Origin of the sequence: Roseicella frigidaeris, from assembly GCF_003258945.1 — a bacterium.
Lineage (GTDB): Bacteria > Pseudomonadota > Alphaproteobacteria > Acetobacterales > Acetobacteraceae > Paracraurococcus > Paracraurococcus frigidaeris.
The window spans coordinates 118,552-133,913 of sequence record NZ_QLIX01000008.1 but is presented as its reverse complement, the minus strand read 5'-3'; the positions used below and the strand labels follow the sequence as shown (position 1 = coordinate 133,913).

Genomic DNA, 15,362 nt, shown 5'->3' with positions numbered 1-15,362 from the left:
GCGCCTCAGCAATGCCGCACCGCCCATTCCGGCGGCCGCCCGGCGAAGGTCTCGCGCAGCCAGCCGGCCGCCTCGCGCATCGCCGCCGTCGCGTGATCCACCTTGCCGGTCCAGGAGTAGAAGCCGTGGTTCAGCCCGCGCCAGCGGGTGCAGGCGACCGTGACGCCGGCCTTGCGCAGCGCCTCGGCATAGGCCTCGCCCTCGTCGCGCAGCGGGTCGTATTCGGCGGTGGTGACGAGGGCGGGCGGCAGGTTGGCGAGGCTCTCCGCGCGGATCGGCGCGGCATGCGGATGCGCGGCCTCGCGCGCCGGATCGGCCAGGTAGTGGCCCCAGAACCACTCCATCGTCGCCCGGCCCAGCCCGTAGCCCTCGGCATTCTCGGCATAGGAGGGCCAGCCGGGCGTGTGCCAGTCGGTCACCGGATAGAGCAGCATCTGGCCGAGCAGCGCCGGCCCGCCCTCGTCGCGCACCCGCAGCGCCGTCACCGCCGCCAAGTTGCCGCCGGCGCTGTCGCCGCCGATGACGATCCGCGCCGGATCGGCGCCGAGCTCGGCCGCATGCGCCGCGCACCAGCGGGTGGCGGCGAGGCAATCCTCCGGCGCCGCCGGGAAGCGGTGTTCCGGCGCCAGCCGGTAGTCCACCGAGGCGACGACGCAGCCCGCCCCGGCGCAGAGGTTGCGGCAGGTGCCGTCATGCGTGTCCAGGCTGCACAGCACGAAGCCGCTGCCATGGAAGAAGACCAGCAGCGGGAAGGGCCCCTGCCCCTCCCCTGGCCCCTCTGGCGTGTAGACGCGCAGCCGCAGCGGCGCGCCCTCCGGCCCGGGGATCGTCCGCTCCTCCACCCGCGCCACGGCGGTCGGCGGCGCATAGGCGGCGGTGCGGGCCTCGTACATCGCCCGCGCCTCGGCGACGGGCAGGGACTCGGTGCGCGGCAGGTGGCGGCCGGCATCGAGCAGCGCCTGGATCTGCGGATCGACGGGCATGGCGGGCGTCCCTCCTCGGTCTTTGCGCCGAGGGTGGCGCAGCCCCGGCCGCGCCACAACCGGGGCCGGCGGCGCCGGACCGCGATCCGCTCAGCCGGGTTCGCGGACCATGGTCCAGCGCGGTCCCGGGTCGCGTGAGTCACGCCTTCGGTGATCCCACCTCAGGCGATCACGCTCTGGACCATGATCCGCTCACTCCGGTTCGCGGATCGTGGTCCAGGCCGCTGCTTGATCGCGTGATTCACGCCTTCGGTGATCCCACCTCAGGCGATCACGCTCAACGCGCCTTGACCGGCCGCGTGCCGTGGCTGTCCTGCGGCACGCCCTTGCCGAGGGACATGTGGCTGTGCACGCCGAGCCAGCGCCCGTCCGGCTGCCGCGCCAGCACGATGGTCGCGCGGCCCGGCCGCGGGAAGGGGGTGCCGTCGGGGTGGAAGCCGGTGCTGGTCCAGGGCGCCACCGCGACCGCCATGGCGCCGTCGGGCGAGGCCAGCACGAGGGTGTTGTCGAGGTCGAAGGCGAACTCCGCGGTGCGCGGCCAGACATTGTCCCATTGCCGGTCGGTCCAGGCCTGCCGGCTCCGCACCAGCTCCTGGTAGGTGCCGAAGATGACGATGTCCTCGTGCCAGAAGGGATAGGCGCCGGCATAGTCCACCTCGCGGACGCGGGCGGCGAAGCGGTCCAGCCAGTCGCGGATCGCGGCGCCGGTCTCGGCATCCGCCTCGGGCAGGGGCAGGGTCGTCATGGCGCGGCTTCTCTCGCCTTCGGATCGCGCCATGGCGCGGCAAGCCGGCCGGGGGGTCAAGCCGGAAGGTCAAGCATGGGGGTAAAGCCTGCCCGGGCGGCCGGGCTACACCCGTTCGCTCACCTTGATCGCCAGCTTGCAGCCGGCCTTGATCACGGCGCTCAGCGCCCGGTAGGCGGGCGCCAGCTCAGCCTCGTTCTCGAGGCCGATGTCGCGGTGCTCCAGCTCCTCAGCGCGGAATTGCGCGATATGCGCGCGCAGCGGCGCCTCGTCCTCGCCCAGCTCCCGCTCCTGCGCCTGGTAGTGCTCGTCGATCGCCTCCTCGACGGCGACGGTGCAGGCCATGGCGCCGCGATGGCCGAGCAGCGCCGTCGCCGCGCCGAGGGCGAAGCCCGCCACGTGCCAGACCGGCAGCAGCGCCGTCGGCCGCACCCGCCGCGCCGGGATCATCCGCGCGAAGGTGTCGAGATGCACCTGCTCCTGCGCTTGCATGTGGCGGATCAGCCCCTCCCAGCGGGTGCCGCGCAGCACCGCGAGCTGGCCCTGGTAGATGCGCTTGGCGCCGTACTCGCCGGCATGGTCGACGCGGATCGCGCGCTCGACGACCTGCCGCGGCGTCGGGTCGCCGGGCAGCCGCCCCTCCCCCGTCCGCCGCCCCTGCCCATGCGCCATCCCCGTCTCCGTCATGCCGTGGTTCCCTTGCGCAGGAAGATGAGGCCGAGCCCGGCCAGGGCAAGCGCATAGAGCAGGTTCATCGCCGCCATCGAGAGGGGCAGGCCGGGGATCAGGTAGGTCGGCGCGTCGCAGGGCTTCGAGGGCATGGCCGGGAGGCTGCGCAGCATGTCCTCGACCCCCGTGCCTCCGAGGGCCCGCGGCGCCTGGCAGCCCGGCAGCGGCGAGGGCCACCAGCCCTGCTCGACGCCGATATGGAAGCCGGCGACGAGGCCGGAGCCGAGCACCGCCAGCACCGCCAGCCCGCCCAGCAGGCGACGGCCCCGCGGCAGCAGCGCCGCCGCCAGCGCCAGCGCCGCCGCCGCCCAGTAGGGCCAGCGCTGCCACAGGCAGAGCTCGCAGGGGGCGATGCCCCAGATCCCCTCGCTGGCCCGGGCGAAGAGCGGCGCGGCGGCGGCGAGCAGCGCCAGGAGCAGCATGGACGGCATGCGCCCTTCTCCCGCGCGGCCCGCGGGCTGGCAAGCCGCCCGGTTGGGGACCGGGAGCGCGGGTGGTAGGGTCCGGCGAACTGGAAGGGGATGCGCCATGCTGAAGATCTGGGGACGGACCAGCTCGAGCAACGTCATGAAGGTCCTCTGGCTCTGCGAGGAGCTGTCGATCGAGTACGAGCGGATCGATGCCGGCGGCGAGTATGGCCGGACCAGGGACCCCGCCTACCTCGCCATGAACCCCAACAGCCTGGTGCCGACCATCGAGGAGGCGGACGGGTATTCGGTGTGGGAGAGCCACACGATCCTCCGCTACCTGGTGGCGACGCGCACGCCGGGCGATCCGATCCATCCCACCGCGCCGCGCCACCGCGCCGATGTCGAGCGCTGGATGGACTGGCAGCTCGCCAGCCTCAGCGGGCCGATGACGCCGCTCTTCTGGACCTATGTCCGCACGCCGGAGGCGCAGCGCGACCTGGCGGCGGCGGCGAAGGCGCGCGACGCGGCGGAGGCGCTGTGGCAGATCGTCGACCGGCAGCTCGCCGGCCGCGACTACGTCGCCGGCGGCTTCTCGCTCGCCGATATCGTGCTCGGGCCCTATCTGCATCGCTGGTTCGCCCTGCCGCTCCAGCGCCCCCCGATGCCCAACCTCGAGGCCTGGTACGAGCGGCTGCGGGAGAACCATGCCGGCTTCGCCCAGCACGTCGCGGTGCCGCTGGCCTAGCATGCCGAAGCTCCTGACCGTCTGGGGACGGGCGAACTCCGTCAACGTCATGAAGGTGCTCTGGCTGCTCGACGAGCTCGCCCTGCCCTTCGACCGCATCGATGCCGGCGGCGCCTTCGGCCGCACGGGCGACCCCGATTACGCGGCGATGAACCCCAACGCCACCGTGCCGACCCTGGTGATGCCGCATGGCTACACGCTGTGGGAGAGCCATTCGATCCTGCGCTACCTCTGCCGCACCCAGCCCGGCGGCAACGGCTTCTACCCGGAAGCGCCCGAGGCGCGGGCCGATGTCGAGCGCTGGATGGACTGGACCCTCGCCTCGCTGAACGACCCGCTGCGGGTCATCTTCTGGACGCTCGTGCGCACGCCGGAGGCCGAGCGCGACATGCAGGCCGTGGCACGCGCCCGCGACGCGGCGGAGCGGCTGTGGCAGATCGTCGAGGCGCAACTCGAGGGGCGCGACCACATCGCCGGCGGCTTCAGCATCGCCGACATGGCGCTCGGCGGCTTCCTGCATCGCTGGTTCGCGCTGCCGATCGAGCGGGCCGAGCTGCCGCGGCTGCGCGGCTGGTACGACCGGCTGCTGGCGCGCCCGCCCTATGCCAAGCACGTCGCCGTGCCGCTGAGCTGAGGCGGCGGCGGGGCCACCCCCGGCCCGCCGTCCTCAGGGGGGATCGGCCAAGGGCGCGGCGGGCGGCGCGGCGCGTGGCGCGCTGGATGGCGCGGCGGGCGGCGCCGCATCCGACTGGCGCGCGACCTGCAGGCAGGCCTGCACCGCCTCGCGCAGGGTGGTGGCGACCTGGTCGGTCCCGAGCGCGACCTGCAATTGCCGGTCCCGCAGCACCGGCTCGCCCTCCGGCCAGAGCCCGACCAGCACCGGGCGGTCGGGCAGGCGCTCGCGCAGCCGGCGCAGCAGGTGGCGCAGATGCGCCGGGCTGCCGCTGAGGTCGAGATAGAGGAGGCAGGCCATCCTCGCGCCCGCGATGTCGAGCGCCTGGACCCGGCTGCGCGAGACCGCCTGATAGGGCACGACCTCCGTGCCGAAGCCATGCTTGCGGAGAAGCTGCGCGAGCATGCCGGCCGCCGCCTCGTCCAGCGGGCCGCGGCCGGCGATGCAGAGGATCGTCGCCTTCTCCCCCCAGCCCGCCGGCGCCATCCCGGCCGCCGCCCGGTCCGGCGCGCCCTGGCCGGCCCGGCCGGCGGCCTTCGCCAGCTTCGGGTCGGCATCCGGATAGGCCTCGAGATCCTCGACCAGCCCGTGGATGGAGTCCCGGATGGTCCGCAGCTGCTCGCGCGGCAGCACGCCGCGGTTGACGTCGCGCGCCGCGAGTTGCAGCCCCTTCAGCGCCACCTCGTCGTAATAGGTCGAGAGCGGGACCTGCTTCAGCATCAGCTCCGCCTGGTCCAGCGCCTCGTCCGGATCGTCGGCCAGCAGGCGCTGGTAGAAGCTCTCGACCGGGGTCAGGGCCGGCTCGTCGCCGAGCAGCACATCGAGGAATTCGAGCTGCTCGACATGCCGCCCGAGCACCACCAGGCAGAGCGTCAGCGGCGTCGAGAGGATCAGGCCGATCGGCCCCCAGAGCCAGCTCCAGAAGATCGCGGCGATGACCACCGCGATCGGCGAGAGGCCGGTGCTGTGGCCATAGACCATCGGCTCCACCACCTGGCCCATGATCGGCTCGGTCACCAGGAACAGCCCCGTGGTCCAGAGCGCGAGCGACCAGCCGGGATCCACCGCGGCGGCGAGCGCCACCGGCAGGGCGCCGGCGAGCGGCGCGCCGATATAGGGCACGAAGCGCAGCAGCGCCGCGAGGATGCCCCAGAGCAGCGGCGAGGGCACGCCGATCAGGAAGAGGCCAAGGCCGATGATGCAGCCGAACAGGACGTTGATGCCGAGCTGGGCGAGGAAGTAGCGGCTGAGGCGGTGCGCGGCATCGTTCAGCGCCGTGGTGGTGCGGTGCAGGTCGGTCGCGCCGGCGAGGCGGATGATCCGGTCGCGCATGTCCTCGCGCTGCAGCAGCATGAAGACGGTGACGACGAGCACGATGGCGGTGGTGCCGAGCGGCCCGAGCACCGGCGCGAGGATGCGCTGCGCCAGGTCGAGCGGCGAGGTGGTGCTGTCCGACCCGGCCTGCTGCGGCTGCGCCGCGCCGGCCTTCGGGGCGGTCTCCACCTCGGGCTGCGCCGGGCCCGGCAGGGCGGCCTGTCCCGGTTCCGCCCCGGAATGCGTGAAGCGGCCGGCGATGGCGTTGAGCCGGCCGATCGTCGCCTCGCGCACGGCGCCGACCTTGTGCTCGATCGTCATGGCGTAGCGGGGCGCATCGGCGGCCAGCGACGCGACCTGGGTGCCGATCAGGCCGCCGATCAGCAGGATCGCGCCGAGGGCCAGCAGCACGGCGAGCAGCACCGCCGGCACGCGGCCGAGCCAGAGCCGCCGCAGCAGCTCGACCAGGGGCGCCAGCACGAAGGAGAGCAGCACCGCGAGGGTGATCGGGATCAGCACCTCCTGCGCCAGGTAGAGCGCCGCCACCACCACGACGCCGACCGCGAGCGTCATCAGGGCGCGCAGGCCCGGGGGCTGCGCGCCCGGCAGGCGCGGCGGGATGTCCTCGATCGGCTGGCTGCCCGGCATGCCCCTTCCTCTCCCGTGTTGTCCCGATGCGCTCACCGGGCCCCAACAACGCCCTTCGGCGCGCCCGGTATGCAAGGCAGCGGAGGGGGCCCCGCCGCCGGCGGCGCGCCGCTCATACCCGTCGCATGAGTTTCTGGCCCGCGGCCCGCGGGGCCGAGCGCCCGAACGGGCGCCGCCGGTCGCGCCGCAAGGCGCGCCTGTCAGCGCGACGCGGCGAGGGCCCAGGCGAACCGGAGGGTGCGCCCGGCATCCGAGGGGCAGGACGGCGAGGCCGTCCTGCGCTCGGCATCAAGCGTCGTTGGCGCCTTCCAGCCGGCTGAGGAAATCGTGGCACCAGGCCTGCGCCCCGTCGCGGCGGACCGAGACGACGCACTCCTCCCAGCGCGCGCGGCGGTCCTCGCGCGGCATGGTCAGCGCCTGGTCGAGCGCCTCGGCGATCTCGTCCGGATCGAGCGGGTTGACCAGCAGCGCCCCGGGAAGCTGGGCGACGGCGCCGGCGAAGCGCGAGAGGACCAGCACGCCCGGATCCTCCGGGTCCTGCGCCGCCACATACTCCTTCGCCACCAGGTTCATGCCGTCCCGCAGCGGCGTGACCAGGCCGATGCGGGCGAGGCGCATGAAGCCGGCCAGCACCGGCCGGGCCACCGCCCGCGTCATGTAGCGCAGCGGCATCCAGTCCGGCTCGGCATACTGGCCGTTGATCCGCCCCGCCCATTCATCGAGTTCGCGGCGCAGCGCCCGGTACTGCGCCACGTCGCCGCGCGAGACCGGCGCCACCTGCAGGTAGGTGACCTTCGAGCGGTGCTCGGGGAAGCGGGCGAGGAGCTGGCCGAAGCCGCAGAAGCGCTGCGGCAGGCCCTTGGTGTAGTCGAGCCGGTCGACGCCGATGATGAGCGAGCGCCCGACGAGGCTCTGCTGGAAGCGCTCGGTCTCGCGCTTGACCATCGCCTTCTCGGCGAGGGCGGTGAAGGACTCCGCCTCGATGCCGATCGGGAAGGCGGCGACGCGCGAGACCGCCTCCTCCTTGCCGATGGCCGCCAGCGCGCCGCGCAGGTTGATCGCGTCGTCCTCGCTCTGGACGCCGATGACGTCGTAGGCGGCGAGGTCGGCGAGCAGCGCCTCCGCCTGCGGCAGGGCCCAGAACAGCGCCGCCGGCGGGAAGGGCACGTGCAGGAAGAAGCCGATCCGCTGCCGACAGCCGAGGCGGCGCAGCTCGGCGCCGAAGGGAAAGAGGTGGAAGTCGTGCGCCCAGATCGTGTCGTCCGGGCGCAGCAGCGGCGCCAGGGCCTCGGCGAAGGCGGCGTTCACCCGGCGGTAGCCGGCCAGGTCGTCGCGGGAGAATTGCACGAGGCCGAGCCGGTAATGCAGGGTCGGCCAGAGCGAGGCGTTGGAGAAGCCCTGGTAGTAGCGGCGGTAGTCCTCGCGCCCGAGATCGAGCGTCGCATAGGTGATGCGGCCGACGCGGAATTCGCGCGGCTCGATCTCGGTCGTCTCGGCCGTCTGGCCCGACCAGCCGAACCAGAGCGCCTCGCGCCTGGCCAGGGCGTCCCTGAGGGCGACGGCGAGGCCGCCAGCGGTGGCGCCGCGCTCCCGGGGGTTGGGGACGCGGTTGGCGACGATCACCAGCCGGTTCACGGCGTCGTTCCGGCCGGTCCCGGCGGGGCCACCGCCCGCGCCAGCCAGTCGCGCAGCGCCGCCGGGCTGCCGAACGCATCCTGCAGCTTGAAGCCGAAGCCGCCGAAGCGGCGGGCCACCTCCATCCCCTCCTCGTCGGTGACGTCGTCGCCGATGAAGACGGGGACGCGGCCGGCGAAGGGCGCGCGCTGCATCAGGGCCTGCACCGCCGTGCCCTTGGAGGCGCCGCGCGGCCGGATCTCCCAGGCCATCCGCGCCTCGAGCAGGTCGAAGGCGGCCGGGTCCTCGGCGACGAAGGAGGCCATCAGGGCCTGCGCCTCGGGGCCGAGCCCGGGGGCCTGGCGGTAATGCAGGACGAAGCCGTGGTCCTTGTCCTCGATCAGCGCGCCGGGATGGTGCGCGACCAGCGCCGCCGCCCGGGCGCGCCAGGCGGCCGGCGGATGCGGCAGGTCGGGGCGCAGCGCCGGGGCGGCCGGGTCGGGCCGCAGCGTGGCGCCGTGGTCGCCGGCCATCGGGATTGGCACGGGGAGGAAGGTGTCGAGGTCCCGCAGCGACCGCCCGCTGACCACCGCGAGGGCGCCCGAAAGCTCGCCCGCGAGGCGGTAGAGGAGGTTCGGCAGCAGGGGGTCGACGCGCACGGCATCGGGCGTGGCGGCGATCTCCACCAGGGTGCCGTCGAAATCGAGAAGCAGGGCCGCGCGCTCGATGGGGCCCATTCCGGGCACGCCTGGTGGCGGCGGCAGGAGGAACGGTCCAGCCATACTTTCTGGACAAGACCGATCGGCGCCGTCAGTTGCGTCGCGAACGCGCGAGGGTAGCAAAAGATCCGCGGGGCGGAGGGCTCAGCGCGCCTGGACGGCTGCGGTCAGCGGGCCGCTTCCGCATCGGTGTGCCGCATGCCCCAGAGGGCGAAGGCGGGCGGCAGGACGCCGACGATGAGCCAGTGGACGAGGGCGGCCTGCCGGGCGAGCCAGCCCGCATCCCAGAGCGCGACGCAGGCGAGCTGGACCACGAGCATCCAGAGCACGGCGATGACCAGCGCGCGCTGCTCGGCGCGCGCCTGTTGCCGGGAGGCGTGCCGCATCAGCGGTGTTCCTTCAGCGCAAGGCGTTGCGAGGCGTCCGCCTCGGATGATGTGCATCTCTAATACACACTCTCGTGAGCAAAACACACGGAAAAGAGAGATGTGATGCGATATCACCAACCTGCCCCGCACACCCCGGCCGGGGCGCATCCGGGGCGGACCGCGCGGCGAGAGCCCGGCCGGCCGCCTGGACCGCCTGGCGCCCGAGCCCCCCATCCGCCGGCGGGCAGTCGGCGACACACGCGATACGCGTCGTCCTTGGGCAAGGCACGCGCAGCGGTGGTTCATTCTATGTTAAAACTATTCCAGCATCTCGAGTGCGGCACTGGCCTGCTCGCAGCGGCTGTTGGCGTCCTGGCGCCATCCACTCGAGGCGGCTGAGCGCTGGTGCAGCATCGCGTCCCGAGTTATCACCGAAACGCTATGAAAATTGTCTGACTTTGGGCTTGCTCACGCTTAATGAATTCCGTTACCAAAACGCCATCGGGCCTCTGTCGGAAATGGTAGACGACCGCGACCTAGGATGAACAACTGGGTGCCCCGGTGGAAATGCCGGGAGTAGAACCGCTCAAAGTCGGGGAAGACTTCACTGTTGATCCCGAGCCAAGCCCAGACATGGGAAGGTGTAGAGACTGGACGGGCGGCGCCTAACCCACGCGAGTGGTAGGGCGAAGGGACAGTCCAGACCACGAACCCGGCAACGGGGCGGCGAAAGCCGAAGTGGTATGAGTGTCGCGGGCCTCAGAGGCGTCCTGGTTCGAGTCCAGGGAGGCCCACCATCGATTGCTTGTGAGCAACGCAGCGCCGCCTGGGCAGGTCCCAGGCGGCGCTGCCGCGCATTCGACCCCCTCTCTCCCCCTCGCCCTCGCGCCACCGTCGCGATCCTTGCGCCGCAGGCGGCCGGGCCCTATCCAGGGGCGGCCGCGGGGGTGTGGCGGAATTGGTTGACGCAGGGCACTCAAAATGCCCCGACCGCAAGGTCTTGCCGGTTCGAGTCCGGCCACCCCTACTCTCCCGGCAGCACCCTCCCGGCCCGGCTTGCGGTTTCATGGCGGCCCCGCCATCCGCCGCGCCGCGGGCCTCGCGGGACGCCCGCCGCGCGCGCCCCGGCCTGCTGGACAAGCCGGGCGGTTCGGGCGAAAGACCCGCCTGTTTCACAGCCCAGCCCGGAGATTCGCCATGGCATCGGCGTTCGACCGCATCGCCGACATCATCGCGGAGACGTCCGACGTCCCACGCGAGACGATCCTGCCGGACAGCCATGTGATCGAGGACCTGGGCATCGACAGCCTGGACTTCCTCGACATCGTCTTCGCCATCGACAAGGATTTCGGGATCAAGGTGCCGGTCGAGACCTGGACGCAGGAAGTGAATTCCGGCCAGGCGCCGGCCGAGCAGTATTTCGTCATGAAGAACCTCGCGACGCGCATCGAGGAGCTGGTGGCGGCGAAGGCCGCGAACGGCTGACCCCGGGCCGTGCGCCTCGAGTATTTCCAGATGATCGACCGGGTGCTCGCGGTCGGTCCCGAGAGCATCGAGGCCGAGGCGCTGGTACCGGCCGCGAGCCCGGTCTTCGAGGGGCATTTCCCGGGATATCCGCTCGTCCCCGGCGTGCTGCTGGTCGAGACCATGGCCCAGGCCGCGGGTTATCTGCTGCTCTACCGGCAGGACTTCGCCCGCATGCCCTTCCTCGCCGCCGTGAAGGAGGCGAAGTTCCGCAATTTCGTGCCGCCCGAAACCCGGCTCGAGGTCTCGGCCCGGCTCGCGCATGACGGCTCCGGCTATGCGGTGCTGCGGACCGGCGTCGCCAGGGGGGGCCAGCGCCTCTGCGACGCCGAGCTGACGCTCCGCACCCTGCCCTTCCCGACGCCCGAGCTCGAGGCCGCGATGCGCGCCCAGGCGGAGCGCATCGGGCTCGCCGCCGCGCCACGGCCCTGACCGCGCCTCAGCAGGCATGATCCGAGCGAGCACAGCATGACCGAGAGCATCTGGATCACCGGCATCGGCCTGGTCTCCTCGCTCGGCGAGGGGCCGGAGATCCATCGCGCCGCCCTCGCCGGCCGCGCGCCCGTGGTCGATGACACGAGCTTCGCCCCCTACCCCATCCACCCCCTGCCGGCGCTCGAGCTCGACCGGCAGATCCCGAAGCGGGGCGACCAGCGCCAGATGGAGCCCTGGCAGCGCCTCGGCACCTATGCCGCCGGGCTCGCGCTCGACCAGGCCGGGGCGCGGGGCTGCGTCGCCGACATGCACCTCGTCGTCGCGGCCGGCGGCGGCGAGCGCGACACCGCGCTCGACGAGGCGGTCTGCGCCGAGATCGCCCGGCTGCCGGCCGGGGAAGCGGGCGAGCGGCTGAACGCCCTGCTCGCCTCGGGCCTGCGGCCCACCCTCTTCCTGGCCCAGCTCTCCAACCTGCTGGCCGGCAACATCTCCATCGTCCATGGGGTGACCGGCTCCTCCCGCACCCTCATGGGCGAGGAGGCGGCGGGGGCCGATGCGGTGCGCATCGCCGCGGCGCGGCTGGCCGAGGGGCGCGGCGGCATCGCCCTGGTCGGCGGCGCCTATGTCGCCGGGCGCTGGGACATGCTGCTGCTGCACGCCGCTTCGGGCGAGCTCCGGCGCGGGCCCTGGGTGCCGCTGGCCGAGCGCCCGGCGGACGGCCCGGGCCTCGTCACCGGCAGCGCCGCGGCCTTCCTGGTGCTGGAGACCGAGACCCATGCCCGCGGCCGCGGCGCCGGCGGCCTCGCCCGGCTCGGCCCGGTGCGCAGCGGGGCCGCCCGGCGCACGGCCGAGGACACGGCCGAGGCCTCGGCTGCCGCCCTGGCCCGGGACCTGCCGCTGCGGCCCGGCCATGTCGTGCTCTCCGGCGCCAGCGGCGCCGCCGCGGCCGGCTTGGCCGAGGCCCGCTTCCTCGCCGGGCTGCGCGCCGGCGGCGCCGCGCCCGGCCCCGTCATCCACAGCGCCGACCTGATCGGCCATGCGGTCGAGGCGGGCTTCCCGGCCAGCCTCGCCCTCGCCACCCTCGCCGTCGCCGCCGGCGACGCCCCGCAGGCCCTCGTCACCGGCTTCGGTGCCTGGCGCGGCGAGGCGCTGGCCCTGGTGGAGCCCGTCGCATGACCGAGACAGCCCCGCCGCCCCCCGGCACCGCCCTGCGCGACCACCGCGGCCGCCCCCGCGTCGCCGTCACCGGCATCGGCCTGGTGACGCCGCTCGGCCTCGGGGTGGCCGAGAGCTGGGCGGCGCTGCTCGCCGGCCGCTCCGGCATCCGCCGCATCACCCGCTTCCCGACCGCGCATCTGAAGACGACCATCGCCGGCCAGGTGACGCTGCCCGAGGATGCGGCGGGCGAGGTCCTGACCTCGCCGGTCCGGGTCGAGCGCATGGCCGTCCTGGCGGCGGCGGAGGCGATCGCCGGCGCCGGCCTCCCCGGCCAAGGTCGCTTCCCTGGCCCGCTCTGCCTCGGCATGCCGCCGGTCGAGGTGGAATGGCCGCATCGGCTCGCCCTGGCCCGGCAGGCCCTGGCGGCGTCCGCGGAACCGCCCCGCTACCCGGCGCTGGCCGCCGCGGCGACGGGGCAGCGGGCGCTGCACGAGCAATGCCTCTTCGGCGGCATCGGCGAGCGGCTGGCGGCGCGCTTCGGCACCCTTGGCGCGCCGCTCGAGATCACCACCGCCTGCGCCACCGGCGCCTCGGCCATCCAGCTCGGCGTCGAGGCGATCCAGCGCGGCGAGGCGGCGGCGGCGCTCTGCATCGGCGCCGAGGGCAGCGTGCAGCCGGAGGCGCTGATCCGCTTCTCCCTGCTCTCGGCCCTCTCCACCCGCAACGACGAGCCGGAGCGCGCCTCCCGCCCCTTCGAGAAGGGCCGCGAGGGCTTCGTGATGAGCGAGGGCGCGGCGGCGCTGGTGCTGGAGAGCCTGGAGGCGGCGACGGCGCGCGGCGCCCCGGTGCTCGGCCTGGTGATGGGCTGCGGCGAGCGGGCGGACAATTTCCACCGCACCCGCAGCAACCCCGATGGCGGCGCCATCATCGGCGCCATGCGGGCGGCGATCGCCGATGCCGGGCTCGAGCCCGGCGCCATCGACTACGTCAACGCGCATGGCACCGGCACGCCGGAGAACGACAAGATGGAGACGCTCGGCATGCGCGCCGTCTTCGGCGAGTCCTGCCCGCCCATCTCCTCCAACAAGTCGATGATCGGCCATACCCTCTCGGCCGCCGGCGCGATCGAGGCGGTGTTCAGCCTGCTCGCCATCCGCGACGGGATGCTGCCGCCGACCATCAACCACGAGGTGCCCGACCCCGCCATCCCGCTCGATGTGGTGCCGAACCTGGCGCGGCCGGCGGCGGTGCGGCACGTGCTCTCGAACAGCTTCGGCTTCGGCGGGCAGAATGTCTGCCTCGTCCTCGGCGCCGCCCCCCAGGCCTAAGCGGCAGGCATAGGAGCCGGCATGCGCGCCCTGCAGCTCTACGGCGACCGCGACACGCGGCTGGTCGATCTCCCCGAGCCGCCGCCGCCCGGGCCGGGCGAGGTGCGGCTGCGCATGCGGGCGGTCGCGCTCAACCACATCGATGTCTGGGGTTGGCGCGGCATGGCCTTCGCGAAGCGCCGCCTGCCGCTGACCGTCGGCGCCGAGGCGGTGGGCGAGGTGGTGGCGCTCGGCGCGGGCGTCGAGGGCTGGCGCCTCGGCCAGCGCGCCGTGCCCTATGGCGCCGTCACCTGCGGCCAGTGCCGCGCCTGCCGCGAGGGGCGCGACAATCTCTGCGAGGATGTGCGCGGGGTGAAGGGCTTCCACCTCGACGGCTTCGCGCAGGAGCTGGTGAACCAGGAGGCGCGGCTGCTGGTGCCGGTGCCGGAGGGCGTCGCCCTGGAGGACGCCGCCTGCGCCGGCATCACCTTCTCGACCGTCGAGCACATGCTCTTCGACAATGCGCGGCTGGAGCCCGGCGAGACCGTGCTGGTGCAGGCCGCCGGCTCGGGCATCGGCACGGCGGCGGTGCGGATCGCCAAGTCGATCGGCTGCACGGTGATCGCGACCGCCGGCTCCGACGAGAAATGCGCCCAGGCCCGGGCGCTCGGCGCCGACCACGTGGTGAACTACACGACCGACCGCTTCGAGGCGGTGGCCCGCAAGGTGACGCGCAAGCGCGGCGTCGATGTCGTCTTCGAGCATGTCGGCGCCGCCACCTGGGCGGGCTCGCTGCTCTCGCTGCGGATGGGCGGGCGGCTGGTGACCTGCGGCTCGACCAGCGGCGCCGCCGCCGAGACCAACCTGATGATGCTGTTCCAGCGGCAATTGCGGATCATCGGCAGCTTCGGCGCCCCGATGCGCCGCATCGGCGACGGGCTGGCGCGGATGGCGCAGGGGGTGACGCCGGTGCTCGACACCGTGGCGCCGCTCGAGGGCTTCGCCGAGGCGCTGCAGCGGCTGGAGAGCCGGCGCGTCTTCGGCAAGATCCTCGTCACCCTGTAGCGGCGATGCGCCGCCGCCTGCGTCGCGCGGCGGATGCCGCCCTCGCCCTGCCGGTGCGCGGCCTCGTCGCCCTGATGCGCCTCCTCGGCCCGGATCGCGCGGCGGCCTTCGGCGCCGCCCTCGCCCGCGGCATCGGCCCCTGGCTGCCGGCGCACCGCACCGCGCTCGACAACATCCGCCAGGCCTTCCCCGAGCTGCCCGCGGCCGAGCATGCCCGGATCGCCCGCGCGGCCTGGGACAATCTCGGCCGCACCGCGGCGGAATACCCGCATCTCGACCGGCTCTGGGATTTCGACCTGGAGGCAGCGCGGCCGGGGCGCATCCGCATCGCGCCCGAGGTCGCCGCCCGCTTCCTGGAATTGCGCGAGGACGGCAAGCCCGCCCTGCTCTTCGCCGCGCATCTGGCGAACTGGGAGCTGCCGGCCATCGCCGCGGCGCGGCACGGGCTGCCGGCGGCGGTGCTCTACCGCACCCCGAACAACCCCCATATCGCCCGCGACATCGTGGCGCTGCGCAGCACCAGCATGGGGCGGCTGATCCCGGCCGGGATCGAGGCGCCGCTCCGCATGATGGAGGCGCTCGACGAGGGGCTGCATGTCGGCATGCTGATCGACCAGCGCTTCGGCCGCGGCCCGCGCGTGCCCTTCCTCGGCCGGCCGGCGGCCGCCAACCCGCTGGTCGCGCATCTGGCGCGGCGCTTCGATTGCCCGGTGCATGGCGCACGGGCGATCCGCGAGCCGGATGGCGGCTTCCGGCTGGAGCTGACCGAGGCCATCCTGCTGCCCCGCGATGCCCGCGGGCGGGTGGATGTCGAGGCGGCGACGGCGCTGCTGAACCGCATCGTCGAAGGCTGGGTGCGCGAGCATCCGGGGCAGTGGCTCTGGATGCACCGGCGCTGGCGGTAGGGCGATCGAAGGGAGGAAGG

16 protein-coding genes and 1 tRNA gene are annotated in these 15,362 nt (G+C 73.6%); 9 read left to right on the top strand and 8 right to left on the bottom strand.

Annotated features, from left to right (window positions below; all coding sequences use genetic code 11):
- Positions 1-5: 5 nt before the first annotated feature.
- The 4 genes from DOO78_RS13165 to DOO78_RS13150 form a co-directional block, all read right to left on the bottom strand.
- Positions 6-983, bottom strand: a complete 978-nt coding sequence (locus DOO78_RS13165; protein ID WP_111470250.1) for an alpha/beta hydrolase — start codon at positions 981-983, stop codon at positions 6-8.
- A 277-nt stretch (positions 984-1,260) separates the two neighbouring features.
- Positions 1,261-1,728, bottom strand: coding sequence for a YybH family protein (locus tag DOO78_RS13160; RefSeq protein ID WP_111470249.1), 468 nt, complete (start codon positions 1,726-1,728; stop codon positions 1,261-1,263).
- A gap of 105 nt (positions 1,729-1,833) precedes the next feature.
- Positions 1,834-2,415 carry a demethoxyubiquinone hydroxylase family protein gene (locus DOO78_RS13155; RefSeq protein ID WP_243634532.1) on the bottom strand — a complete coding sequence of 194 codons (582 nt, stop codon included), beginning with the start codon at positions 2,413-2,415 and terminating at the stop codon, positions 1,834-1,836.
- Complete coding sequence (locus DOO78_RS13150) at positions 2,412-2,888, bottom strand: disulfide bond formation protein B (protein WP_111470247.1); 477 nt, start codon at positions 2,886-2,888, stop codon at positions 2,412-2,414. Before DOO78_RS13150 ends, DOO78_RS13155 begins: the two co-directional genes overlap by 4 nt.
- A gap of 97 nt (positions 2,889-2,985) precedes the next feature.
- Here DOO78_RS13150 and DOO78_RS13145 point away from each other — a divergent pair, with 97 nt between their 5' ends.
- Together DOO78_RS13145 and DOO78_RS13140 are read left to right on the top strand one after the other, a co-directional pair.
- Positions 2,986-3,612, top strand: coding sequence for a glutathione S-transferase family protein (locus tag DOO78_RS13145; protein ID WP_111470246.1), 627 nt, complete (start codon positions 2,986-2,988; stop codon positions 3,610-3,612).
- 1 nt (position 3,613) lies between these two features.
- Positions 3,614-4,246 carry a glutathione S-transferase family protein gene (locus tag DOO78_RS13140; RefSeq protein ID WP_111470245.1) on the top strand — a complete coding sequence of 211 codons (633 nt, stop codon included), beginning with the start codon at positions 3,614-3,616 and terminating at the stop codon, positions 4,244-4,246.
- A gap of 33 nt (positions 4,247-4,279) precedes the next feature.
- Here the strand turns inward: DOO78_RS13140 and DOO78_RS13135 are convergent, their stop codons facing one another.
- From DOO78_RS13135 to DOO78_RS13120, 4 genes are all read right to left on the bottom strand, one after another.
- Positions 4,280-6,247 (bottom strand): AI-2E family transporter, encoded by a 1,968-nt coding sequence (locus tag DOO78_RS13135; protein ID WP_111470244.1) that lies wholly within the window; start codon positions 6,245-6,247, stop codon positions 4,280-4,282.
- Positions 6,248-6,535: 288 nt separating this feature from the next.
- A complete protein-coding gene (locus tag DOO78_RS13130; protein WP_111470243.1) occupies positions 6,536-7,882 on the bottom strand; it encodes an alpha,alpha-trehalose-phosphate synthase (UDP-forming) in 1,347 nt (448 codons plus the stop codon).
- Positions 7,879-8,598 (bottom strand): trehalose-phosphatase, encoded by a 720-nt coding sequence (otsB, locus tag DOO78_RS13125; RefSeq protein WP_111470242.1) that lies wholly within the window; start codon positions 8,596-8,598, stop codon positions 7,879-7,881. The genes DOO78_RS13130 and otsB overlap by 4 nt, the downstream gene beginning before the upstream one ends.
- A gap of 149 nt (positions 8,599-8,747) precedes the next feature.
- Positions 8,748-8,966 carry a hypothetical protein gene (locus DOO78_RS13120; RefSeq protein WP_111470241.1) on the bottom strand — a complete coding sequence of 73 codons (219 nt, stop codon included), beginning with the start codon at positions 8,964-8,966 and terminating at the stop codon, positions 8,748-8,750.
- Positions 8,967-9,891: 925 nt separating this feature from the next.
- On the opposite strand from DOO78_RS13120, the gene DOO78_RS13115 reads away from it, so the two are divergent.
- From DOO78_RS13115 to DOO78_RS13085, 7 genes are all read left to right on the top strand, one after another.
- Positions 9,892-9,975: transfer RNA gene (locus DOO78_RS13115), tRNA-Leu, on the top strand.
- A gap of 170 nt (positions 9,976-10,145) precedes the next feature.
- A complete protein-coding gene (locus DOO78_RS13110; protein ID WP_111470240.1) occupies positions 10,146-10,433 on the top strand; it encodes an acyl carrier protein in 288 nt (95 codons plus the stop codon).
- A 9-nt stretch (positions 10,434-10,442) separates the two neighbouring features.
- The gene (locus DOO78_RS13105) at positions 10,443-10,904 is read left to right on the top strand and encodes a 3-hydroxyacyl-ACP dehydratase FabZ family protein (protein ID WP_111470239.1); all 462 of its coding nucleotides are present in this window, start codon (positions 10,443-10,445) and stop codon (positions 10,902-10,904) included.
- 36 nt (positions 10,905-10,940) lie between these two features.
- A complete protein-coding gene (locus DOO78_RS13100; RefSeq protein WP_111470238.1) occupies positions 10,941-12,083 on the top strand; it encodes a beta-ketoacyl-ACP synthase in 1,143 nt (380 codons plus the stop codon).
- Complete coding sequence (locus DOO78_RS13095) at positions 12,080-13,393, top strand: beta-ketoacyl synthase N-terminal-like domain-containing protein (protein WP_111470237.1); 1,314 nt, start codon at positions 12,080-12,082, stop codon at positions 13,391-13,393. Before DOO78_RS13100 ends, DOO78_RS13095 begins: the two co-directional genes overlap by 4 nt.
- A gap of 21 nt (positions 13,394-13,414) precedes the next feature.
- Positions 13,415-14,437 (top strand): zinc-binding dehydrogenase, encoded by a 1,023-nt coding sequence (locus DOO78_RS13090; RefSeq protein ID WP_111470236.1) that lies wholly within the window; start codon positions 13,415-13,417, stop codon positions 14,435-14,437.
- A gap of 5 nt (positions 14,438-14,442) precedes the next feature.
- Positions 14,443-15,342, top strand: coding sequence for a lipid A biosynthesis lauroyl acyltransferase (locus DOO78_RS13085; RefSeq protein ID WP_111470235.1), 900 nt, complete (start codon positions 14,443-14,445; stop codon positions 15,340-15,342).
- Positions 15,343-15,362 lie beyond the last annotated feature (20 nt).